15 protein-coding genes are annotated in these 21,880 nt (G+C 74.6%); 7 read left to right on the top strand and 8 right to left on the bottom strand.

All coding sequences use genetic code 11. From position 1 onward, the window contains the following. Window positions 1-121 precede the first annotated feature (121 nt). Window positions 122-1,612, top strand: a complete 1,491-nt coding sequence (locus ACZ5GH_RS18800) for an FAD-dependent oxidoreductase (protein WP_387759590.1) — start codon at window positions 122-124, stop codon at window positions 1,610-1,612. Window positions 1,613-1,762: 150 nt separating this feature from the next. Here ACZ5GH_RS18800 and ACZ5GH_RS18795 read toward each other — a convergent pair whose 3' ends face one another. Further along, window positions 1,763-2,329, bottom strand: a complete 567-nt coding sequence (locus ACZ5GH_RS18795) for a CGNR zinc finger domain-containing protein (protein ID WP_464334812.1) — start codon at window positions 2,327-2,329, stop codon at window positions 1,763-1,765. 257 nt (window positions 2,330-2,586) lie between these two features. On the opposite strand from ACZ5GH_RS18795, the gene ACZ5GH_RS18790 reads away from it, so the two are divergent. From ACZ5GH_RS18790 to ACZ5GH_RS18770, 5 genes are all read left to right on the top strand, one after another. Continuing rightward, window positions 2,587-4,743, top strand: coding sequence for a S53 family peptidase (locus ACZ5GH_RS18790; RefSeq protein ID WP_464334811.1), 2,157 nt, complete (start codon window positions 2,587-2,589; stop codon window positions 4,741-4,743). A gap of 317 nt (window positions 4,744-5,060) precedes the next feature. Further along, on the top strand, window positions 5,061-6,089 hold the full coding sequence (locus ACZ5GH_RS18785; RefSeq protein WP_464334810.1) for an XRE family transcriptional regulator: 1,029 nt from the start codon (window positions 5,061-5,063) through the stop codon (window positions 6,087-6,089). Between the two features lie 182 nt (window positions 6,090-6,271). Then, window positions 6,272-6,739, top strand: coding sequence for a VOC family protein (locus ACZ5GH_RS18780; protein WP_387759582.1), 468 nt, complete (start codon window positions 6,272-6,274; stop codon window positions 6,737-6,739). Window positions 6,740-6,760: 21 nt separating this feature from the next. Then, on the top strand, window positions 6,761-7,672 hold the full coding sequence (locus ACZ5GH_RS18775) for a pyridoxamine 5'-phosphate oxidase family protein (protein ID WP_464334809.1): 912 nt from the start codon (window positions 6,761-6,763) through the stop codon (window positions 7,670-7,672). A 198-nt stretch (window positions 7,673-7,870) separates the two neighbouring features. After that, window positions 7,871-9,220 (top strand): peptidoglycan-binding protein, encoded by a 1,350-nt coding sequence (locus tag ACZ5GH_RS18770; RefSeq protein WP_387759578.1) that lies wholly within the window; start codon window positions 7,871-7,873, stop codon window positions 9,218-9,220. A 40-nt stretch (window positions 9,221-9,260) separates the two neighbouring features. On the opposite strand, the gene ACZ5GH_RS18765 is transcribed toward ACZ5GH_RS18770, so the two are convergent. The 5 genes from ACZ5GH_RS18765 to ACZ5GH_RS18745 all read right to left on the bottom strand — a co-directional run bounded on the left by ACZ5GH_RS18765 (window position 9,261) and on the right by ACZ5GH_RS18745 (window position 15,718). Next, window positions 9,261-10,010 (bottom strand): TrmH family RNA methyltransferase, encoded by a 750-nt coding sequence (locus ACZ5GH_RS18765; RefSeq protein ID WP_387759577.1) that lies wholly within the window; start codon window positions 10,008-10,010, stop codon window positions 9,261-9,263. Between the two features lie 291 nt (window positions 10,011-10,301). After that, the gene (locus ACZ5GH_RS18760) at window positions 10,302-12,473 is read right to left on the bottom strand and encodes an FUSC family protein (RefSeq protein ID WP_464334808.1); all 2,172 of its coding nucleotides are present in this window, start codon (window positions 12,471-12,473) and stop codon (window positions 10,302-10,304) included. Between the two features lie 9 nt (window positions 12,474-12,482). Beyond that, window positions 12,483-13,745, bottom strand: coding sequence for an HTTM domain-containing protein (locus tag ACZ5GH_RS18755; RefSeq protein WP_387760649.1), 1,263 nt, complete (start codon window positions 13,743-13,745; stop codon window positions 12,483-12,485). Beyond that, window positions 13,742-14,404, bottom strand: coding sequence for a DUF5819 family protein (locus ACZ5GH_RS18750; RefSeq protein ID WP_464334807.1), 663 nt, complete (start codon window positions 14,402-14,404; stop codon window positions 13,742-13,744). The genes ACZ5GH_RS18755 and ACZ5GH_RS18750 overlap by 4 nt, the downstream gene beginning before the upstream one ends. A gap of 93 nt (window positions 14,405-14,497) precedes the next feature. Next, window positions 14,498-15,718 carry a rhodanese-like domain-containing protein gene (locus ACZ5GH_RS18745; protein WP_387760647.1) on the bottom strand — a complete coding sequence of 407 codons (1,221 nt, stop codon included), beginning with the start codon at window positions 15,716-15,718 and terminating at the stop codon, window positions 14,498-14,500. 278 nt (window positions 15,719-15,996) lie between these two features. Here ACZ5GH_RS18745 and ACZ5GH_RS18740 point away from each other — a divergent pair, with 278 nt between their 5' ends. Beyond that, complete coding sequence (locus ACZ5GH_RS18740) at window positions 15,997-18,831, top strand: ATP-binding SpoIIE family protein phosphatase (RefSeq protein ID WP_464334806.1); 2,835 nt, start codon at window positions 15,997-15,999, stop codon at window positions 18,829-18,831. A 70-nt stretch (window positions 18,832-18,901) separates the two neighbouring features. Here ACZ5GH_RS18740 and ACZ5GH_RS18735 read toward each other — a convergent pair whose 3' ends face one another. After that, window positions 18,902-19,702, bottom strand: coding sequence for a hypothetical protein (locus ACZ5GH_RS18735; protein WP_464334805.1), 801 nt, complete (start codon window positions 19,700-19,702; stop codon window positions 18,902-18,904). 168 nt (window positions 19,703-19,870) lie between these two features. Beyond that, complete coding sequence (locus ACZ5GH_RS18730; RefSeq protein ID WP_464334804.1) at window positions 19,871-21,700, bottom strand: phosphatidylglycerol lysyltransferase domain-containing protein; 1,830 nt, start codon at window positions 21,698-21,700, stop codon at window positions 19,871-19,873. Window positions 21,701-21,880 lie beyond the last annotated feature (180 nt).

The following is a 21,880-nucleotide window of genomic DNA, read 5'->3' as shown; positions in this document are numbered from 1 at the left end:
CGGCGGTCACCGACCGCCGGGGCCCGGCGGTTCACAGCTCCGACCGCGCCCGCGATGATGGAGGCTGGGAGGACGCCGGGAACGGCGTCCGACCGCCCTCCGAACAACGGGAGCTGAGTACATGGCCGTGAAGCCGACGACCGAAACCGATGTCCTGATCGTCGGTGCCGGACCGACCGGACTGCTGCTGGCCGGCGACCTCGCCGCCTCCGGAGTCGGCGTCACCGTACTGGAGAAGCGGGCCGCCGGATCCAACCTCACCCGGGCCTTCGCCGTGCACGCCCGCAGCCTGGAGCTGCTGGACGCCCGGGGCCTGGCCGAGGAGCTGATCGCCACCGGCCGGCCGCTCGCCGAGCTGCGGATGTTCGACCGCTTCGGCATCGACCTCGGCTCGCTGCCCACCCGCTTCCCGTTCGTCCTGATCACCCCGCAGTACAACGTCGAACGGCTGCTGCTGGAGCGCGCGCAGGAGGCCGGCGCCACCGTGCTGCGCGGCGCCGAGGTCACCGGACTGCACCAGGATGCCGAGGGCGTGACCGTGGAGACCCGGGACGGGCGGAGCCACCGCGCCGCGTACGCGGTCGCCACCGACGGCGTCCACTCCACCGTCCGCGACCTGCTGGGCATCCCGTTCCCCGGGGAGTCGGTGGTCGACTCGGTGGTGCTGGCCGACGTCCGGCTGGAGCGCGAGCCCACCCAGGCGATCACCGTCGGCGCCAACCAGGCCGGCTTCGCCTTCGTCGCCCCGTTCGGCGACGGCTGGTTCCGGGTCATCGCCTGGGACCGCGAGGAGCGCCACCCGGACGGCACCGCCCCCACGGCCGAGCAGCTCACCGCCCTCCTCGGGGCCATCCTCGGCGAGGACTACGGCCTGCGGGAGGTGCGCTGGAGCTCCACCTTCCACAGCGACGAGCGGCAGGCCCCCAACTACCGCTCCGGCCGGGTCTTCCTGGCCGGCGACGCCGCGCACTGCCACTCGCCGGCCGGCGGCCAGGGCATGAACACCGGCCTCCAGGACGCCGCCAACCTGTCCTGGAAGCTCGCCGCCGCGGTCCGGGGGCACGCCACCGACGCCCTGCTGGACACCTACCAGACCGAGCGGCACCCGGTCGGCCGGACGGTGCTGCGCACCTCCGGCGCGCTGATCCGGCTGGCACTCGCCGAGTCCGCCCCCACCCGCGCCCTGCGCGGGGCGCTCACCGCGCTGGGCGGCCACCTCGACCCGGTCACCGAGCGCGGCGCCAAGCTGGTCTCCGGCATCGGCATCTCCTACCCGGCCCCCAAGGACGCCCACCCGCAGGTCGGCAAGCGCGTCCCGGATCTGCGGCTGACCGCCCTGAGCAAGCCCGTCGACGGCGCCCCGGCCGCCCCCGAGCGGCTCTACGAGGCGCTGCGCGCCGGGAAGTTCGTCCTGGTCAGCAATGACGAGCTGGCCGCCGCCGAGCCCTGGGCCGACCGCATGGTCTCCGCCGCCCCCGCCGACCCGCACGGCAAGCTGCGCGACACCGTGCTGCTGATCCGCCCGGACGGCTACGTCGCCTGGGCCTCCGTCGACCCGGGCCAGGGCGAGCTGCGCGCCGCCCTCACCGACTGGCTCGGCACCCCGGCCTGACCGCCCCTCGGGCGGGTGCGCGGCCCCCCGCGCGCCCGCCCGTCGCCCGGCCCGCGCACCGTCGCCCTGCGTCCGTCCGCGCCCCCGGCACGTCGTCCCCGACCCGCCGCCGCGACCCGCCGACCGAGCGCCCCGCCGACCGGTCGTCGGTCAACCCCGCGCCTTCACGTAGTGCCGCGCCGCCTTCGCCCGGTTCCCGCAGACCGCCATCCGGCACCACCGCCGGCGGCCGTTCTGCGAGGCGTCGAAGAAGTGCAGGATGCACGCCTCGTGGGCGCACTGCTTGATCCGGTGCGCCCCTTGGCCGAGCAGTCCGAGGAAGCCGTCCGCCGCCAGCCAGGGCGCCAGCCACTCCGGCCGGTCGACCTCGATCCGCTCCTCGGCCCCGCCCGGAGCCGCCGTCCGCCGGATCCGTCCGTGCGCCAGTACGGCGTCCAGTCCGTCCCGTGCCGGTGATCCCAACTCGCCCAGCTCGCGGGCGTCCTGGGCGGCCGACCGGATCGCGTCACGGGCCCGGCGGATCGCCGCCAGGCCCGCCTCGTCGGCCGCGCAGCGTCCGCTCAGCCCGGCGGAGGAGAGCCAGACCGCGTACCCCTCGACGCCGGTGAGCAGGTCGTTGACGGGGGTGCCGGCCCAGCGCGTGTTGAGCAGGTCGAGCGCGAGCGGCTCGCCGATCAGCGGCCGCGGGTCCCTCGGGTCCGGCTGCACGTCAGTCATCGTCCTCCCTCGGCTCGGTCCGATTCTACGTCCGGCCCGATCGGCTCGGACTGGTCTGGACCGCCCCCGGATTCCCGGCCATTCACTGAATGGAACCACCGAGTTCCGAGGCCTCCACAGTTGACTGTTTTTTAGCAACGAATTGCCTGGTCATGATCCAATTCGCACACGGGTTCTGTCATGTTCGAGCCAGCGTTCTGGACCCCCTGAACGCCTGGCCCCTTGCCGGCCCCCACAGCCGGCCGGAGGAGGATCCGTTGCGCCCCCGCTCCCTTGCCCTCGCCGCGGCGATAGCCGTGCTGCCGCTGACCGCCGTCTCGCTCGGTGTCTCCACCGCGCAGGCCGCCACCCCCAACGCCTCCCCGCGCGTCGCCCTGCCGAACACCGTGAACCCGGCGGTGGCCCACTCGGAGAAGAAGGGTGAGGTTCCGGCGGCGCAGCAGATCTCGGTGTCCGTCAGCCTGAAGCTGCGCGACACCGACGCCCTGGACCGCTTCCTCACCGCGGTCACCACCCCGGGCACCCCGGAGTACGGCCACTACCTGACGCCGGAGCAGTTCACCGCGCGGTTCGGACCGACCCAGGCCGCCGTCGACCAGGTCCGGACGTACCTGGCCCAGCAGGGCCTGACCGTCACCGACGTGAGCGCCAACCGCCAGGTGGTCAACGCCCACGGCACCACCGCCCAGGTCTCCCAGGCCTTCGGCACGCACGAGAGCGCGTACCTCGACCCGCAGCTCCAGCGCGCCTTCTTCGCCAACGACGCCGCCGCCTCGATCCCGTCCGACCTGGCCGCCGTGGTCCAGGGCGTCAGCGGCCTGGACAACCACGCGGTCCGCAAGAACCGCCTGGCCACGCCGAACGCGGTCACCCCGAACGCGGCCACCGCCACTCCGAGCGGCATGTCCCCGGCCCAGTACACCGGCGCCTACAACCTCACCAGGACCGGCGCGGACGGCACCGGCGTGACGGTCGCGCTCTGGGAGTTCGACGGCTACAAGTCGACGAACCTGACCACCTACGACTCGCAGTTCGGCCTGAGCGGCCCGGCCGTCACCACGGTCGCGGTCGACGGCGCCAACTACGACTCCAAGCCGGGCGAGGGCCAGGGCGAGGTCGAGCTGGACAGCGAGATCGTCCGCGGCGTGGCCCCCAAGGCCACCCAGCTGGTCTACGAGGCGCCCAACAGCGACCAGGGCGAGATCGACATGGCCAACAAGATCGTGACCGACAACCGGGTCTCGGTCATCTCGATCTCCTGGGGCTCCTGCGAGCCCGACACCACCGCCTCCTCGATGACGGCCGTCGACAACGCCTTCAAGCAGGCCGCCGCCCAGGGCATCTCGATCTTCTCCGCCTCCGGCGACGACGGCTCCCGCGACTGCACCCGCTCCACCAGCGGCTCGTCCGTCAAGGCCGTCGACTTCCCGGCCTCCAGCCCGCACCAGACCGGCGTCGGCGGCACCAACCTCAAGGTGTCCAGCGGCAATACCTACTCCTCGGAGAGCGCCTGGAGCACCGCCGGCGGCGGCGTCTCCACCGTGTTCGCCAAGCCGAGCTGGCAGACCGGCACCGGCGTCAGCGGCACCATGCGCACCGTCCCGGACGTCTCCTCCAACGCCGACCCGGCCAGCGGCTTCTCGATCTACACGGTCGGCGGCTGGCAGGTGTACGGCGGCACCAGCGCCGCCGCACCGCTCTGGTCCGGCTACGCGGCCCAGTTCAACCAGAAGGCCAAGGCCGCCGGCCAGCCGGTCCTCGGCGAGGCGAGCCCGCGGCTGTACTCGGTGGCCAACAGCGGCAGCTACGGCAGCACCTTCCACGACGTGACCGCCGGCGCCAACCAGGACTTCTCCACCAAGGCCGGCTATGACCAGGTCACCGGCTGGGGCACCCCGGTCGCCGACGCGCTGACCACCGCCCTGCTCGGCGGCACCACCACCCCGCCGTCCGGCGGCTGCACCGCCGCCCAGCTGGTCGGCAACGGCGGCTTCGAGAGCGGCACCGCCGCCCCGTGGGCCACCTCCACCGGCGTGGTCGACAACAGCTCCTCCCAGGCGGCCCACTCGGGCAGCTGGAAGGCCTGGATGAACGGCTACGGCTCGGCCCACACCGACACCCTGTCGCAGACCGTCTCGATCCCGGCCGGCTGCGCCTCCGCCAAGCTGACCTTCTGGCTGCACGTCGACACCGTGGAGACCGGCACCACCGCGTACGACAAGCTGACCGTCCAGGCCAACGGCACCACCCTGGCGACCTACTCCAACGCGAACGCCGCCGCCGGCTACGCCCAGCGCACCGTGGACCTGACCTCCTTCGCCGGCCAGACCGTGACCGTCAAGTTCACCGGCACCGAGGACGCGTCGCTGCAGACCAGCTTCGTGATCGACGACGTCGCGCTGAACGTCGGCTGACCACCGCCCGACCGCACCACCGCACCACCGCACCACCCGATCCCCGCCGGGGCGGAGCCGTCAGGGCCCGCCCCGGCGGAGGCCGTCCCGGGCCCCACCGCGGCGGTGCGCGGGGCCCGGTCGACGGCCCGTGTTTCCGGACTGTTTCAAGATCGCTAACCCTTCGGTCCACCTGCCGTGACCACTGTCATACGCACGACTGATGACGTAGCCTCTCGACCGTGCATAGGGTTCCCCAAAGCTCGGTGAAGCCGTCGGCGGCGCGCCCCGGCGCCGACCCGGTCCCACCGAACTCACCTGGTGGGGAGGGTCACCGTATGGCCGCACAGCAACCTCAGGACGCCGCGCGGCTGCGGCTGGTCGGATCGCACACGGAGCACCCCGGCCCGCCCGGACCGGTTTCCGCCGCCGTCCCGGCCGCCGTCCCCGCACCGTCCCCCGGCCGGCTCGCCCCGGTCGGCGGTTTCGCGGACACCCTGCACCTGGCCATCGAGGCCAGCGGCCTCAGCCTGGACCGCATCCGCGCCGCCCTGGCCGGCCGCGGCGTCCGGGTCAGCGTCACCACCCTGAGCTACTGGCGGCGCGGCCGCAGCCAGCCCGAGCGGGCCAGCTCGCTGCGCGCCGTCCACCTGCTGGAGGAGCTGCTCGGCCTGCCGCACAGCGCGCTCTCCTCACTGCTCGGCCCGCCGCGCCCGCGCGGCCGCTGGGCCGCCGCCGCCAACACCTGCCACCTCGGGCTGGAGGACGTCTGGCCGGGCGAGCAGGAGATCGCCAACATCTTCGCCGAGCTGAATGCCCCGCCGGCCGGCGAGCTGGAGCGGCTGAGCATCCACGACTCCTACTACGTGGACGCCGAGCGGCGCGGCAACCTGCTGCGGATGCGCCAGGTGGTGCGCGCCACGGTCGGCGGCGTCGGCCGCTGCCTGGTGGTGCACATGGCCGACGAGGAGGCGGCCGGCTGCCCGGAGATCACCTCGGTGCGGCACGGCCGGCTGGGCCGGGTGCGCCGCCGCCCGGAGGCCGGGCTGATCGTCGCCGAGCTGATGCTGGACCGCCCGCTCGGCCTGGGCGACAGCACGGTCTTCGAGTACGAGGTGGAGATCCCGCCCGGCGGCCCGACCATGGAGTACAGCCGCCGCTTCGCCACCCCGGTCCGCGAGTACGTGCTCCAGGTGCACTTCGACCCGGCGGCCGTCCCGGCCCACTGCGAGCGCTACGACCGCGAGCCCGGCGCCGACGTCGACCACCGCCGCGAGCAGCTCTGGATCGGCGCCTCGGCGAGCGCCCACGTCCTGGCCCCGGACCAGCAGCCGGGCCACATCGGCATCCGCTGGGAGTGGGCCTGACCTTCCCTCCCCCACGCCCCGTCGGCCACCGCAGGCCGACGGGGCTTTCGCATGCCCGCCCGCAAACCTAACCATTCACATCTCCAATACTGGTTGACGATGCATCACCTAACTCCTACTCTCATGAGTACCGGTTAGGCAGGAGCCTCGCCGGACACCGAAGCCCCCGGGAGTGACCAGGCATGTCCACCACCCAGCTCCGCACCCTGCAGACCGGCCACGTGGGTCTGAACGTCACCGACCTGGCCCGCTCGATCGCCTTCTACCGCGCCGTGTTCGGCCTCGACGTCACCGCCGAGGGCACCGACCCCGAGCGCCGCTACGCCCTGCTCGGCCGCGACGGCCGCCTGGTGGTGACGCTCTGGCAGCAGAGCACCGGCGCCTTCGCCCCCGCCGCCCCCGGCCTGCACCACCTCTCCTTCGAGGTCGAGAGCCTCGACGAGGTCCGCACCGCCGAGAAGCTGCTGCGCGAACTGGGCGCCGACTTCGCCTACGACGGCGTCGTCCCGCACAGGGAGGGCTCGGCCTCCGGCGGCATCTTCTTCACCGACCCGGACGGCATCCGGCTGGAGATCTACACCCGTACCGGGGTGGACGGCACCGAGGCCGCCGCCCCCACCACGGACGCCCCGACCTGCGGGTTCTTCTAAGCCGACCGTCAGGAGCCGACCATGACCGCCACCGGCACGCCGTACCACCCCGGCGAGCGGGCCGCCCAGGCCCGGGCCGGCCGGACCGAACGGGCCGACCACGCCGGCCGGGCGATCCGCAGCACCGTCCCGGCGGTCGCCGCCCGCTTCCTGGCCGAGCGCCGGATGCTGGTCGTCGGCGCCGCCGACCGGGACGGCCGGGTCTGGGCCACCCAGCTGGCCGGCCCGGCCGGCTTCCTCTCGGCCCCGGACGAACGCACCATGGCCGTGGCCGCCCTCCCGCCCCCGGCCGACCCGCTGGCCGAGGCGCTGGACCGCCCCGCCCGGGTGGGCACCATCGCACTGGACCCGGCCGGCCGGCGCCGGATGCGGCTCAACGGCCGCTCCGCCCCGGACGGCCGGGGCGGGCTGCTGGTGCACGCCGACGAGGTGGTCGCCAACTGCCCGAAGTACATCCAGCGCCGCTCCCCGGCGGACCACCCGGCCGCCGGCCCGCCCCGCACGGTCGCCACCGGTGCGGCCCTGACCACCGCGCAGCGCCTGGCGGTGGCCACCGCGGACACCTTCTTCATCGCCAGCACCGGCCCGGACGGCAGCGTGGACGCCTCCCACCGCGGCGGCTTCCCGGGCTTCCTGGAGCCGGTGGCGCCTGACCGGCTGCGCTGGCCGGAGTACCCCGGCAACAGCATGTTCCTGACGCTCGGGAACCTGGAGCTGGACCCCCGGGCCGGGTTGCTGCTGCCCGACTGGGAGACCGGCGGTTCGCTGCTGGTCACCGGCGAGGCCCGCACCGACTGGTCCGAGGAGGCCCGGCGCGGCGTGCCGGGCGCCGAGCGGATGGTCGAACTGACCGTCACCGGTGTGGTGGAGCTGGCCGACGCCACACCGCTGACCTGGACCGAACCGGAGTACTCGCCCGCGATCCCGCACTGACCGCGCGTCCGCCCTTCCAATGGCCCCCGGCCGCGCCCGGGAGATGAACGGATCTCACCTGTTCGGCCCAACCCACCGTGACGCATCCCGCCCGCTTTGGGACTTTGGTCCGGATGACACGCGGAATAGGCCCGGGAAGGCCACTCCTGTCCCGCCGTCAGGCGGCGATCCGGAGAGACCGCAGGAAAGAGGCGGAGCATGACCCTGACCGACCCCCTGTCCCCGCTCATGGTGTTCGACGACGTCGAGCCGGCGGAGGACTGCATATGCGGGGGCTGCAACGCCCGCCGACGCGCCCGGCTGCACGCCGCACCGGTCCACGAGGGCGGACACGCCGCCGCCCGCAGCGTCCGCCGCCGGGCCGCCGTACTGGTGGCCGCCGTGGGCACCGCGATCGGCGGCGGAGCGGCCGCCGTCGGCTCCGCCACCGCGGCCCCGGCCCCGGCCCCCGGCCCCACGCCCGGCGGCAACAGCGCCAACCGGTCACAGACCCCCCAGGGCGAGGTCAGCGGCCTCTACGGCCAGGCCCCCGGTGCCCGTACCTTCGCCGCCCCGCGCACCGCCGCGGCGCCGGTCACCCGGGCACAGATCATCCAGCGCGCCCAGACCTGGGTCGACCAGGGCGTGCCGTACAGCATGAGCCGCTACTGGTCGGACGGCTACCGCCAGGACTGCTCCGGGTTCGTCTCGATGGCCTGGGGCCTGGGCAGCAGCCAGACCACCTGGACCCTCCCCGACTACGCCGAACGGATCGGCAGGAACGACCTCCAGCCCGGCGACATCCTGATCTACAACAACCCCGCCAGCCCGCAAGCCGGTTCGCACGTGACGATCTTCGGCGGCTGGGCCGACTCCTCGCGCACCAAGTACATCGCCTACGAGCAGACCGGCCCCTCCGCCAAGAAGCGCTCCACCCCGTACGCCTACTGGAACAACTCCGGCAGCTACGTCCCGTACCGCTACACCGGCCTCTCCTCCGGCAGCAACGACGGCGGCGGCACCTCCACCACCGCCTTCCCCGGCGCCGACAGGTTCGGCCCCGGTGCCGACAACGCGTACGTCACCAAGCTGGGCCGGATGCTGGTGCAGCGCGGCGGCGGCCCGTTCTACTCCACCGGTCCCGGCCCGCGCTGGAGCGAGGCCGACCGCAGGGCCACCCAGGCCTTCCAACAGGCCCAGGGCTGGCGCGGCGGCGAGGCCGACGGCATCCCCGGCAAGGCCACCTGGGACTACCTGGTCATGGGCAAGGGCCACGACATCGGCACCGGAGGAGGCACCCCGCCGCCGCCCCCGCCGCCCACCACCGGGAGCCCCGCCTTCCCCGGTGCGCAGTACTTCGGCCCCGGCCGGAGCAACGACCACATCCGCCGGCTGGGCGAACAGCTGGTCCGCAAGGGCTTCGGCTCCTCGTACGGCGTCGGCCCCGGCCCGCGCTGGACGGAGAGCGACCGCCGCGCCGTCCAGGCCTTCCAGCAGGCCCAGGGCTGGCGCGGCGGCGAGGCCGACGGCTACCCCGGCCCCGACACCTGGCGCCGGCTCTTCTCCTGACCCCCTCGCCGAGGCGCGGTGCCCACCCGGGCGCCGCGCCTCAGCGCTTCCCCGACATCCAGTGGAAGAGCCCCATCGCCACACTGGTCGCCAGGTTGAAGCTGGACACCCCCGGCTGCATCGGCACCGCCACCAACCGGTCGGCGCGCGCCTTGAGCTCCGCCGACACCCCGTGCCGCTCGGTGCCGAACACCAGCAGCGCGTCGTCCGGGAACGGCACGTCCCGGATGTCCGCCCCCTCCGGATCCAGCACGAACAACGGCCCGTCCGGCAGCTCCGACAGACCCGACCGCTCCACCGCGGTGGCGAAGTGCAGCCCCGCGCTCCCCCGCAACACGTTCGGGTGCCAGGGATCCAGGTCCCCGGTGGTCACCACCCCGGTGGCACCGAACCCCGCCGCCAACCGGATCACCGCCCCGACGTTCCCCAGGTTGCGCGGATTCTCCAGCACCACCACCGGCGCCCGCCGCGGCCGCCTCCCCAGCACCGCCCGGTTCGCCTCCACCGACGGCCGCACCGCCAACGCCACCACCCCGGTCGGATGCAACCGCGGCACCAGCCCCCGCACCACCGCCTCCGGCGCCTCCACCGCGAGCCCCTCCAACGCCGGAACCACATCCGGCGCCAACTCCCCCGCCAACCCCAGCAAGCCCCCCCGGTCCACGGTCAACACCCACCGCACCTCCCCCCCGAACCGCAGCGCGTGCTTCAACGCGTGAAACCCGTCCAGCAGCACCACCCCCGCCCCCCGCTCAGCCGCCCGCCACGCCCGCACCGCCTCGTCATCCATGCCACTCACTCTGTCACCCCCAACCACGCACGCACCCCTCCCATCCCCCCGGCAGGCATCCCCCCAGCAGGCACCCCAGCAGCAGGCACCCCCACCCCCAGCAGGCGTCCCACCAGCAGGGCATCCCCCACCTCCCCCACCCACCCACGCACCCCTCCCCCCACCCCAGCGAGAGGGACGCGCTGCGGAAGGGGGCGGCGCAGGGGGTGGGTGCGGAGAGGGGCGTGACGGGTGATTTTCAGACTGCCAACGCCGCCCAGCCCCCCACCCCCAGAACCGGCAGTCTGAAAATCATCCAGCCCCCGCAGCACCCACCCCCGGAGCCGCCCCCGGCCCCCCACCCTCCCGAAAGCCACCCTCCCCCGAAGACCCCCGCAAAGCCCGCTCCAAATCCCGCAAAGCCTGCCCCACCAACCGAGTCCCCGCCCGCACCACATCCCGCTGCACCCCCGCCGGCGCCCCCGCCAACGCCTCCTCCAACCGCGCCTGCGCCACCCGCACCGCCCCGAACTCCACCGCCTGCCCGGTCAGCAGCGCCCCCGCCGCCAGCGCCGTCGCCAGCCGCAGCTCCTCCGCGTACTCCCCGGTCCCCGGTACGGGCTCCGCGTCGCCGGCCGGCAGATGGGCCTCCAGCAGCACCGCCGCCCGCCCGAGCGCCCCGACCGCCGCCCGGGCCCGGTCGATCTGGCGCCGGCTCACCCCGGCCAGCCCGGACTCGTGCCGCCCCGGTTCGGCGTCGGCCCGCTGCATCGCCTGGATCAGTTCGGAGCGCGCCTCCCGCGAGTCCAGCAGGGCGCTCCGCACCGCCCGCCCGCCGGTCCCCGCCGGTTCCTCGTAGCAGGCGATGACGGCCCCCGCGTACCGTCCGGCCGCCGCCAGCCACTCGGCGAGCCGTTCGCCGAGCCGGGCGGTCTGCCAGGTCGGGAACAGCGCGTACGTGACGAGCGCGATCGACCCGCCGAGCAGCGTCAGCCCGACCCGTTCGACGGCCGTCACCAGCGGGTTCCCCTCCTGCAGCCCGAGCAGGAACACCACGTACGTGGAGATCCCGACGGTGGTGAGCGCGTACCCGGTCCGGAACGCCAGGTACGACCCGCCGATGCAGACCACCGCCAGCGCGGCCAGCACCCATTCCCCGGGGTGGGCGAGCTGCACCACCAGGGTCGAGACGGCGACCCCGACGACCGTCCCGGCCAGCCGGGCGACGCCCCGGCTGTAGGTCTGGGCGAAGTCCGGCCGCATCACCATCGCGGCGGTCATCGGCGCCCAGTACCCGTGGTGGAACCCGGCGAGCCGGGCCAGCAGGTAGGCGACGGTGACCACCCCGGCGAGCCGGACGGCGTGCTGGAAGATCGCCGAGCGCGGCTGCAGCTGCCGCCGGACGGCCCTCGCCGCGACCGGCAGCATCCGGGCGATGGTCGGCTTGCGCAGCGATCCGCCCGCCCCGACCACGGGCGTGGTGATGGTGTCCTCGTCGTTGCGGTCCAGGGTGTCGGCGGCCTTCCGCAGCAGCCCGCCGAGCCGCCGGGCGGAGCGCCGGGCCGCCCCCTGGAGCCGCGGCCCGTCGTCCGAGCCGACCAGGGTGAGCGAGGGCGCGGAGCGGGGGAGCCGGACCGGGTCGCCGGTGCGGACCGCCCGGGCGAGGGCGTCCATGACCTCGGCGGCGGCCGCCAGCACCTCCCGGGCGCGGTCCCGCTCCGGCCCCTCCTCGGGGGCGCCCACCTTGGGATCGGCGAGTGCGGCGAGGGTGGGCCGGATGCGTTCGGCGATGCCGCGCAGGCCGCGCAGTTCGGGCGGCCGGTGGCGGTCCTGCCAGGGGGTGAGGGCAGCCGCGTGGCGGGCCGTCATGAACGGTTCCGGGTCCACGTGCGCGGTCGGGTCCTGCCGCAACCGCCGTGCGTAGTCGGCGAGTTCGGCGTAGGTGTCGGCGAGGGCCTCGCGCTGGGCGGTCCAGCTGCCGATCGGCCAGACGGTGATGACGGTGGCCTGGACGACCCCGCCGAGGGCGGCGACCAGCCCGTGGCCGAGCGCGGTGATCGCGCTGACCGGGAGCTGGACGACGATCAGCATCACCGAGACGGTGTTGGTGGTGACCACCCCGGCGGTGGGCCCGATCGCCCAGGCCAGTCCGGCGCCGAAGGCCCACACCGCGAGCAGCACCGGGAACAGCCCGGGGACGCCGGCCGCGAGGTAGCCGAGGAAGGTGCTGATGCCGAGTCCGGCCCCGGCCGCGACGGCGAGGCTGGCCCGGGGCCGGAAGCTGCGCTGGAAGGTGGCCGCGCCGGCGATGAACGCGCCCATCGCGGCCGAGGTGGCGAGCGCGACCCCGCCGAGCGCGAGGATGGGGAAGAGCACCAGCGCCACCGCGACCGCCCCGCGCAGCGCCCGCTTGGGGTCGGTGAGCGCCCGGTCCAGGGTGAGCCCGGTCCGCGCGGTGTCACGAAGTGCGGCGAACCAGGACATAGCGACATCCTAGGGCCCCGGGGGCGCGGACCTCCGTCCGATCCGGCTCAGCCGCGCCGCCGCCCACAGCAGTGCCCCGGTCGGCAGGAACACCGTGTCCGCCGCGATCATCGCCAGCGAGAAGACCGGCAGCCCGAGCACCACCGCGATCCCCACGTGCTCCAGCACCATGACGGCCAGCAGGACGTTCTTGACCCGCCGGTTGAGCAGCGTGAACGGGAACGCCACCTGGAGGACCACGGTGCCGTACGAGATCAGGAAGACCGGCAGCAGCGCCGAGCCGACCAGGGCGGACAGCCCGGGCCAGGGGGTGAAGTAGTCCAGGTGCAGCGGGTAGTACAGCGCGGTGCCGTCCTGCCAGCGCGAACCCTGCACCTTGTACCAGCCGGCCGTGGCGTAGATCAGCACCACCTCGACGGCGATCACCAGCATCGCGCAGTTGTGCACCATGTTCGCCAGCGCGTCCAGCACCGCCCGCGGCTCGCCGTCCGGCCGTAGCCGCCCGAGCGTCCACCAGAGTCCGGCCACCGTCCAGAGCCCCCAGAACAGCGGCGACCAGCCGAGGTACGGGAAGGCCCGGTCGGTCCAGGTCAGGCTGTCCCCGGCGAAGCCGCCGAACTGACAGGCCGCCAGGGCGGCGCCGAGCGCCGCCCAGAGCACCACCCCGGCCGGACCGGCCGGTCCGGCCCGCCGGCGCCGGGCGTCCAGCGACCAGACCTCGGCGCAGCGGGTGAAGACCAGGTAGACCGCCATCAGGTGGACGACGTTGTCGCCGCCGTCGCCGAGGAAGACGTCGCGGTTCTGCAGGGACAGCACGGTGACCAGGAACAGCACCGTGCTCGCCCTGGTCCGCCAGCCCAGCAGCACGGCCAGCGCGGCCAGCACCGCCAGGTGGTAGACCAGCTCGAACCAGAGCCGTCCGCCGGACCAGGGCAGCACGGTGAACGCCCCGTTGTCGGCCAGCAGCCGCTCGGCGAGCTCCGCCGACCAGGGGGAGCGGTCGCCGTACAGCACCCGCCGGTGCGGCCACTCGCGCAGCAGGTGGGCGAGCCAGACCAGTCCGAAGCCGATCCGCACCACCGCGGCCTGGTGCCGGCCGAGCGCCCGCCCGGTGAAGGCCTCCGCCGCCCGCCCGAGCGGCGTCCGCGGTCCGCGTGCCGGCGGCGCCGCCCCGGACTCCACCGGCCGCCCGGTCCCGCCCTGCCGCGGCACGGCCCCCTCCGGCGGCACCGTCCCGTCCGGGTGCCCGGCCCGCACCGTCACCTCGTTCATCCGAGCAGTCCCCGGTAGTCCTCGTCCGCCACCGGCCACCACGGCAGCTCCCGCACCCGGGGCACGGGCGGCGCGGGCTCGCCGCTCCAGGACGGCGGCGGGACGGTGGCCGCGGTCGACCGGAACTGGATCTCCAGGACCCGTTCGCCGTCCGCCGTCCGGCCGATCCGCTGCAGGGCGATCCGCTTGAGGTACTGCTCGGCGAGCCTGCCGCGCGGGGAGGCCGGGGTCTCGTCCTGCGGGCTGTGCGTGCCGTCGTAGAAGTCCCAGGCCCGGCGCAGCAGGTTCTGCTCGACGTGGCTGGGTGCCGGGTTGCCCCGGATCGCGGCGAGGTCCTGAGCGGTCAGCCCGATCCAGTCGTGGGTGCGGGCGGCCCCGCCGGGGGCGGCGGTGCGGACCCGGGCGTCCACGCTCACGTTCTGCTGGAGGGGGTTGGGCGCGAACAGCTTCCAGTTCTGCTCGAACTCCGGGTACACCACGCCGTCGACCGCCTCCCGGTACTGCCGGGACACCGAGTTGGCGGGCGCCACGTGCAGGAACACCGCGGCGAGGAACAGCCCGGTGCCCCCGGTCAGCACCGCCCCGGCGAAACCGAGGACCAGCTGCGCGGGCCTGGACCAGGCCCGCCCGGCAGCCGGCCGGTCCGTGGTCTCGGTCATGGCCTCCCCGCCCGGTCGGCGGGCGCCGCCGGCCCGGTGCCGGCGCGCTCGCGCGCGCCCATCCTGCCCTACGGCCGGGCGGCTGCCGGGCCGTCAGAGGACGAAGGCCTCCTGGCCGGTGCTGCTCACCATCGGACGGCCGGCACCCTGCCAGGCGTGCATCCCGCCGTCGACGTTCACCGCGTCCCGGCCCTGCTGCACCAGGTACTGGACGACCTGCGCGGAGCGGCCGCCGACCCGGCAGAGCACGTACAGCTTCTCGTCCGGCAGCTCGCCGAGGCGGGCGATCACCTCGCCGATCGGGATGTGCAGCGCGCCGTCCACGTGGCCGGCGTCCCACTCGTCCTGCTCGCGCACGTCCAGCAGGGCGGCGTCGGCGGGCACGGCGGCGGCGTCGGCGGAGGGGATCTGCGGGAACATCGTGTGGCTCTCCTGGGATTCGCTCGGGTGCGTGCCATTGTCGCCCACCGGCGCGGGGCCGTGGGCACCGGAGGACGGGCCGTCCGCCGGGGCCGGGCCGCCGAGCAGCCGCTGCAGCTCGGCCTGCCGCTCGGCGGCCTTGGCCAGCAGCTCCTCGGCGAGCTGCTCCAGCAGCCGGTCCGGGTCCTGCGGGGCGAGGGCGAGCAGCTGGCCCATCGGGGTCTGCTCCAGCCGGACCTGCTCGGTGGCGGTCTCGGTGATCTTGGCGGTCAGCCAGTCCAGCCGGCGGCGCAGCCAGTCCCCGCGGTCGGGGGCGTCGACGGCGGGCGCGGCCTCCGGCGCGGTGGACCACTCGGCGGCCAGCGCGCCCAGCGCGGCCGCGTCCCCGTACGCGTAGGCCTCGTTGACCCGGACCAGGAAGGCGGCCCGGCGCTGCTGCTCGGCCGGGTCGGTGGTCAGGTCGGGGTGAGCGCGGCGGACCAGTTCGCGGTAGATCCGCTGGGCGTCCTTGCCGGGCCGCACCCGCTCCGGCGCGGCGGGCGGCGGCGGGGCCGCCTCCCCGTCCGGGCCGGACTGCTCCCGCACCGAGTCGAACAGGGCGTCCAGGTCCGGCAGTTCCTCGACCTGTCGGCGCGCCTCGGCGGCCCGGCGCAGGTCCTCCGGCCGGCCGGTGCGGGCCGCCACGGCCTCGGCGACCAGCGCGTCAAGCTCGTCCAGCCGGGCGTAGAGCGGGCCGAGCAGCTGGTGGTGGATCAGCGCGAAGTTGTCGATCTCGACCCGCAGCGTCTGCACGTCCACGTCCATGCTGAGCCAGGCGAGCTCGGCGGCGGCGACCCGCTCCTCCAGCTCCTGCTGCTCCGGGTCCGTCCAGCGGGCGGGGCTCTGCGCGCTCACTTCTCGCCTCTGTCTCGTCCGGCCGGCTGCGTCCTGCGGGCCACCCGCGAGGGCGGTCCGGCCTGCCAGCCTACCGCCGTGGTCGCGGGCCCCGTCCGGGTGAACCGGGGGTACGGACCGGCGTGCGGTGCACGACACGCAACCGATCCTGGGCAATCTCCCCGTTTCGGTGACGGGCCCGGCCCGGTCCGTGCTTCGCTGGTATCCGCACAGCGTGCCCTCCTCGGAAGACACGGCCGCCCCCGGGCGCGGCGGCCAGGCGGGAGCAGAGCGAATCCATGGTGGCCCAGTCCAACTCCACACCGCGGCCGGCGGGTGACGGAACCGCGCCGGGCGACCACCCGGCGGGGGTGGCCGCCCTGGTCCGGCTCGCCCCCGTCCTGGTCGACCGGGCCGGCCGGATCGCCCGGTGGGACCGGGCCGCCGAGGAGCTGTTCGGCCACCGCGCCGACGTCGCCCACGACCGCCCGGCCTCCGGCCTGCTGCCCGCCCTGGAGTCGCGGGTGCTCGAACGCCGCTCCGTCCGCCGCCCCTGCGACGCGTTCGACACGCTCGCCGAGCGGACCGCCGACGGCCGGCCCTGGATCGGCCGGCTGACCGTGACCGACCGCGAGGAGCACCAGCGCGACGTGTTCTGGTGGGCCTACCCGCTACCCGGCCCGTCCGGCGGGCTGCTGGCGCTGGCCGCCGACGCCCGGCCGCTGCGCGCCGGCGGGCCGCGGCTCGCGCTCGGCGAGCGGCTGCTGCCCTTCGCCGCCGCACCCGGCACCCGGGGCGGCTTCCACGCCCTGGCCGCGGCGCTCACCCCGGCCGGCCGGCCGGTGCCCGAGCCGCTGGCCCGGCTGCTGCCGGTCGCCCACCGCCCGGCCCTGCTGGCCGCGCTGGACCGGGGCGGGCTGCCCGCCCTGCGGCTGGACCCGGCCACCGTGCTGCCGGTGCTGCCCGCCGACGCGCAGACCGGTACGGCGCACGCGGCCGCCGGCCTCGGCCGCCGCTACCCGACGCCCCAGCAGCGCGCCGCCCGGGTCGGCCCGGCGCAGTCCGAGCCGGGCGCGCCCGGTCGCCGGCCGCCCGGCCCGCTGCCCGTCCAGCGCGAGGCCGCCGAGCGTCCCGCCGCCCCGTTCCCCGTCCCGACCGCCGTCCCGTTCCCCGTCCCGACCGCCGTCCCGTTCCCCGTCCCGTCCGCCGTCCGGCCGGTGGCCGCCGTCGGCGGTGCCGCGGTCGGCGGCCCGTCCGGCCTTCCCCCCGCCTCCGGCCGGGAGGCGCCCCCGCCCACCGGAGGAGCTGCCGCCATCGAACGCACCGCCGTCGAGCCGTCCGCCGACGGCCACCCGCCACTGCCCGCCGACCGGACCCCGACCACCGTCGTCCCCGTCCCGGTCCCGGTGCCCGCGCCGGCCACCGGCGAGGGCCTGCCCGGCGGACGGCTCAGCCCGTTCCTCACCAACGGGCAGGCCGGCGAGCAGCTGGCCCTGCTGAACGAGGTCGGCGGCAAGGTCGGCACCACGCTGGACCTCGGCTTCACCGCCCACGAGCTGTGCCAGGTGCTGGTCCCCCGGGTCGCCGACTTCGCCTGCGTGGACCTGGTGGACGGGCTGATCTCGGACTCCGAGCTGCCGGCCGTCCGCCCGGACGACGACACCATGCTGCGCCGGGTCGCGCTGGTCTACAACGAGACCGGCGGCGCCTGGGACCACGTGCTCTCCGAGGGCTCGCTGGTCAGCATGCCCCGCCGCACCCCGCCCGGGATGGCCCTGCAGCTGAACCAGCCGGTGCTGGTCCCGGTGATCAGCGCGGACGTCGCGGTGGACTACGCGATCGCGCTCGGCGGCGCCCGGCTGGCCCCGGTGGTCTCCGGCCGCTCGATGCTGGTCGTCCCGCTCTCCGCCCGCGGCACCGTGCTGGGCATCCTCAAGCTGCTCCGGCTGCCGGACCGCGCCCCCTTCGACGAGAGCGACGCCGCGACCCTCAAGGAGCTGGCCGTCCGCGCCGCGCTGTCGCTGGACAACGCCCGGCTGCACCGCGCCGAGGCCCGGGTCGCCACCACCCTGCAGCGCTCGATGATCCCGACCCGCCCGCCGCAGATCCCCGGCGTGCAGATCGCCCACCGCTACCTGCCCGGCGACCCCAAGGCCGAGGTCGGCGGCGACTGGTTCGACGCGATCCAGCTGCCCGGCAGCAGGGTCGCCCTGGTGGTCGGCGACGTGATGGGGCACGGTCTGCACTCGGCGGCCGCGATGGGCCGCTTCCGCACCGCCATGCAGACCCTCGCCGCCCTGGACCTGCCGCCCGGCCAGCTGCTGCGCCACCTGGACAACCTGGCCCACAAGCTCGGCGACGACCACCTCGCGACCTGCCTGTACGCGGTGTACGACCCGATCAACCGGACCTGCGAGCTGGCCAGCGCCGGCCACGTCCCGCCCGTCCTGGTGCACCCGGACGGCACCGGCGAGCTGCTGGAGATCCCGGCCGGCGCCCCGATCGGCGTCGGCGGGGTGCCGTTCGTCGCCAAGACCATCGACGTCTCGGACGGCTCGATGCTGGTGCTCTGCACCGACGGCCTGGTCGAGGTCCGGGGCGGGGACATAGGAGCCGGCCTGGCCGCGCTCTGCGGCAACCTGATCGACCCCCGGCAGAGCCCCGAGCAGGCCTGCGACGAGGTGCTGCGGCGGCTGCACTCGGACGACCGCAAGGACGACGTCGCCCTGCTGGTGGCCCGTTTCGACGGGGTCGCCCCGTCCGAGGTGGCCACCTGGGACCTCAGCGTGGACCACCGCGAGGTCCGCCGGGCCCGCTCGCTGGTCCGCGAGCAGCTGGCCGGCTGGCACCTGGAGGCGCTCAGCGACACCACCGAACTGCTGGTCAGCGAGCTGGTGACGAACGCGGTGCGGGTCGCCCGGGACACCGTGAAGCTCCAGCTGATCCGGGTGGACAAGCTGCTGGTCGAGGTCAGCGACGACAACCACAACCTGCCCTCGCTGGAACCGGCCGAGCAGCTCGGCGAGACCGGCCGCGGCCTCACCCTGGTCACCAAGCTCGCCGAACGCTGGGGCACCGCCCGCAAGGCGGTGGGCAAGGTCGTCTGGTTCGAGCTCCCGTTCCCGCACTCCTGACGGCCGCCCCCGGAGACCGGAAGGCCGCGTACGGGCACCCGTACGCGGCCGGCGGAACGATCGACACCCGTCAGGGGATGACGGCCCCCGCCGGGCGGCGCCGCCGGGCCTCCACCGCGACCTCCATCGAGGCGGCCGCGGCCACCGAGGCGGCGGCGCCGACCCCGGCCAGCACCCTCGGCCAGAAGTCCCCGAAGACCTCGACCGAGACGGCGATCAGCAGTGCGGTGACCACCGCGACCACGTGCTCCAGACCGGCCAGGTTCGGCAGCACGACCGCCTCGCCGATCATCACCGCCACCACCAGGCCGCCGGTGAACCAGGCCCGGCAGCGGAAGGCGATGCAGATCGCCAGGGCCACCACCGCGGCCGAAGGCCCGGTGTCCCGCACGTAGGCGACCCACTTCGGGAAGCCGAACAGGTGGTGCGGCCCGATCGCCACGCCGACCCGGGCGAACAGCGTGCCCGCCAGGGTGCAGGTGTAGGCGACCACCAGGGTCATCCGCCGGCCGAGCACGATCTCGGCGATCGCGAAGACCACGAACACCTGGGCCAGCGCACCCCAGACCGGAAGGTCCAGCGCCGGCACGTACAGGGAGAGCGGGGTCCGCAGCAGCGAGACCTCCAGCGGCAGCGCCGCCCGCACCACCCCGATGTTGTTGACGAAACGCTCGCCGCCCGGCAGGTGCTGGACGATGCTGAACAGCAGGATCAGAAAAGTCGCCGCCGTGGCCAGCGGAACGGCGGCGAACTTCTTGCGCACCACCGCGTCCCGGACCGTCGCGAACAACGTTCCCCACTCGGCGACAGCGGCCGATCCGGCGATTGCCAGCGGCCCCTTTCGCACGCCCCCCGCGTGGGTCCTGTTCATCACAGCCGTTTCTCCGAATCCCCGAACTCTCGACACTCCGACATTAGAAGCCTCTTGACAAAGCCACATCGGCACGGATGTGGAGCCGGGTCATCCTCTGGGGGGAGGCGGTCCCCCCATCAGCCCCCCATTTCGACCGCCCGGCCCCCTCCGCCCCCCGGCGGAGGGCTACCCCTTCCCGTCCCGGGCCGCCACCGGGACCCGGGGCGCCACCACGGCGGCCCGGGCGTGCCGGCGGCGGAACAGGGCGGGCAGGCTGGGCGCGACGATGAAACCCTCGGCGCGGGCGCTCGCGATGCCGATCCTCGGAATCTCGCTGCTCTTCTCGAAGAGCAGGTAACGCGGTTCCCAGATCGGCCGGTACTTGGCGTTCGCGCGGTACAGCGACTCGATCTGCCACCAGCGCGAGAAGAATCCCAGGATCGAGCGCCACAGCCGCAGCACCGGACCGGCACCGAGCCGCGAACCGCGCTCGAAGACCGAGCGGAACATCGCGAAGTTCAGCGACACCCGCTTCAGCCCGACCTCCTCGGCACGCTGCAGCAGCTCGATCACCATGAACTCCATCAGGCCGTTCTCGGTGTCCCGGGCCCGGCGCATCAGGTCCAGCGACAGCCCGTCCGGGCCCCACGGCACGAAGCTCAGCAGCGCCTTGAGCTCACCGTCGCCGTCGTGGCACTCCAGCATCACGCAGCGGCCGTCGCCCGGGTCCCCGAGCCGGCCCAGCGCCATCGAGAAGCCGCGCTCGGTCGCCCCGTCGCGCCACTCGTCGGCCTTGGCCACCAGCTCGGCCATCTCCGCCTCCGAGATGTCCTCGTGGCGGCGGATCCGCACCGTGTACCCGGCCCGCTTGACCCGGTTGTACGCCTGCCGGACCACCCGCATCGCCCGGCCGTCCAACGAGAACTCGTCCAGCTCGACGATCGCCTCGTCGCCCAGCTCCAGCGCGTCCAGCCCGTGCCGGGCGTAGATCACCCCGGCCTCCTCCGAGGCGCCCATCACGGCCGGCGCCCAGGCGTGCTCCCGGGCCTCGGACAGCCAGGCGTCGATCGCGCCCGGCCAGGCCTCCGGATCGCCGATCGGATCGCCCGAGGCCAGCGACACCCCGCCGATCACCCGGTAGGTGACCGCCGCCTTGCCGCTGGGGGAGAAGACCACCGCCTTGTCCCGGCGCAGCGCGAAGTACCCCAGCGAGTCCCGCTCGCCCTGCTTCTCCAGCAGGCCGCGCAGCCTGGCCTCGTCCTCGGCGGTGAGCAGCTCCTTGCCGCGGGGGCTGCGGAAGGCCACGTACAGCACCAGCAGGAAGAGCACCGCGCCCATGAAGTTGATCGCGGCGTTCACCCAGGTCGGCGCGGAGATCACCGAGCGCAGGTGCTCGGACGGGGTGATCGTGATCATCCGGCCGACGGAGTACCGGAACAGGTCCCAGAAGCCGGCCCCGGACAGCTCGTTGGTCAGCCAGACCAGCAACGCGCCGACGCCGCCGCCGAACGCCAGCCCGCCGACGAAGGTGGCCGCCGCGGTCTTCGGGTTGGAGCTGTCGCCCTTGGACGTGAACTCCCGGCGCCCGATCAGCAGCGCCAGCACGAACAGGCAGGTCAGGACGGTGGAGACGTAGTTGAGCGGGTGGGTGTCGAAGCTCTCGCCCGGCACCACCATGGCCGTCAGGTACAGCAGCGCGAACATGCCGCCGAGCGCCGTGTTGAAGATCCACGCGGCCCGCTTGCGCCGCCGCATCGCGATCGCCAGGAACACCGAGAGCACCGCGCTGGCGAGGCCGGCGGTCATCAGGTACGGGGTGAAGTACTCACCCTCGTTGTGCTCGTAGACCTGGTCGCGGAAGGGCACCAGCAGCACCGTCGCCACGTTCAGCAGGGCGATCAGCCGCAGGTACCAGACGGAGGCCGCGGCGGCCCTCGGACGCCAGCGGTCGAGCGCGTCACCGAGCCGGGGGCCGGGGGACGTGGCGGACGGCTCCGACTTCACAGTGGACGACACAGCTCAATTCCAAACGATCAGGTGGTGGGGCGCATCCGCGAGAGGGCCACCGCAGGGCGCCCGCTCGGGCCCGACGGCCTGGTCGGCGACCTCACCCGGCCGACCGCCCGAGGTGGATAAGCGGCCGGAAAAGGGTCAGCCAACTCCATGTTTCCCCACCGAACCTGAGATTTGCGTGAA

The sequence above is a fragment of the Kitasatospora sp. Xyl93 genome, assembly GCF_055383135.1.
This window is presented reverse-complemented; position numbering and strand designations above follow the sequence as displayed.

Bases quoted from the DNA above. Each gene is read 5' to 3' on its own strand.
- ACZ5GH_RS18800 (WP_387759590.1), top strand. From the start codon at position 122: ATGGCCGTGAAGCCGACGACCGAAACCGATGTCCTGATCGTCGGTGCC.
- ACZ5GH_RS18795 (WP_464334812.1), bottom strand. From the start codon at position 2,329: ATGACTGACGTGCAGCCGGACCCGAGGGACCCGCGGCCGCTGATCGGC.
- ACZ5GH_RS18785 (WP_464334810.1), top strand. From the start codon at position 5,061: ATGGCCGCACAGCAACCTCAGGACGCCGCGCGGCTGCGGCTGGTCGGA.
- ACZ5GH_RS18780 (WP_387759582.1), top strand. From the start codon at position 6,272: ATGTCCACCACCCAGCTCCGCACCCTGCAGACCGGCCACGTGGGTCTG.
- ACZ5GH_RS18775 (WP_464334809.1), top strand. From the start codon at position 6,761: ATGACCGCCACCGGCACGCCGTACCACCCCGGCGAGCGGGCCGCCCAG.
- ACZ5GH_RS18770 (WP_387759578.1), top strand. From the start codon at position 7,871: ATGACCCTGACCGACCCCCTGTCCCCGCTCATGGTGTTCGACGACGTC.
- ACZ5GH_RS18765 (WP_387759577.1), bottom strand. From the start codon at position 10,010: ATGGATGACGAGGCGGTGCGGGCGTGGCGGGCGGCTGAGCGGGGGGCG.
- ACZ5GH_RS18760 (WP_464334808.1), bottom strand. From the start codon at position 12,473: ATGTCCTGGTTCGCCGCACTTCGTGACACCGCGCGGACCGGGCTCACC.
- ACZ5GH_RS18755 (WP_387760649.1), bottom strand. From the start codon at position 13,745: ATGAACGAGGTGACGGTGCGGGCCGGGCACCCGGACGGGACGGTGCCG.
- ACZ5GH_RS18750 (WP_464334807.1), bottom strand. From the start codon at position 14,404: ATGACCGAGACCACGGACCGGCCGGCTGCCGGGCGGGCCTGGTCCAGG.
- ACZ5GH_RS18740 (WP_464334806.1), top strand. From the start codon at position 15,997: ATGGTGGCCCAGTCCAACTCCACACCGCGGCCGGCGGGTGACGGAACC.
- ACZ5GH_RS18735 (WP_464334805.1), bottom strand. From the start codon at position 19,702: ATGAACAGGACCCACGCGGGGGGCGTGCGAAAGGGGCCGCTGGCAATC.